The sequence below is a fragment of the Mesorhizobium prunaredense genome, assembly GCF_900156895.1.
GTDB lineage: Bacteria > Pseudomonadota > Alphaproteobacteria > Rhizobiales > Rhizobiaceae > Mesorhizobium > Mesorhizobium prunaredense.
On sequence record NZ_FTPD01000062.1, the window covers coordinates 501 to 968 of the forward strand.

Here is a 468-nt window from a genome sequence, read left to right on the forward strand (position 1 = left end):
GACAGCCTCGAGGATCGGCAGCATGGCCTGCAGGTTGGAAAGCTTCTTCTCATGGAGAAGGATGTAGGCGTCTTCCAGATCCGCAACCATCTTGTCGGCGTTGGTGACGAAGTAGGGCGAGAGATAGCCGCGGTCGAACTGCATGCCTTCGACGACTTCGAGTTCGGTCTCGGCGGTCTTGGCTTCCTCGACCGTGATGACGCCCTCGTTACCGACCTTCTGCATCGCTTCGGCAATCATCGAGCCGACCGAAGCATCGCCATTGCCGGCGATGGTGCCGACCTGGGCAACCTCTTCCGAGGTCTTGATCTTCTTGGCGTTCTTGATCAGCGTCGCGACGACGTCGCTAACCGCGAGGTCGATGCCGCGCTTCAGGTCCATCGGGTTCATGCCGGCGGCAACCGCCTTGTGGCCTTCCTGGACGATCGACTGAGCCAGAACGGTTGCGGTCGTGGTGCCGTCGCCGGC

General features: G+C 61.3%; 1 protein-coding gene. It reads right to left on the reverse strand.

The window, feature by feature from the left end:
- Nucleotides 1-468: TCP-1/cpn60 chaperonin family protein (locus tag BQ8794_RS36880; protein WP_280174626.1), on the reverse strand; the 468-nt coding region annotated here is incomplete at both ends.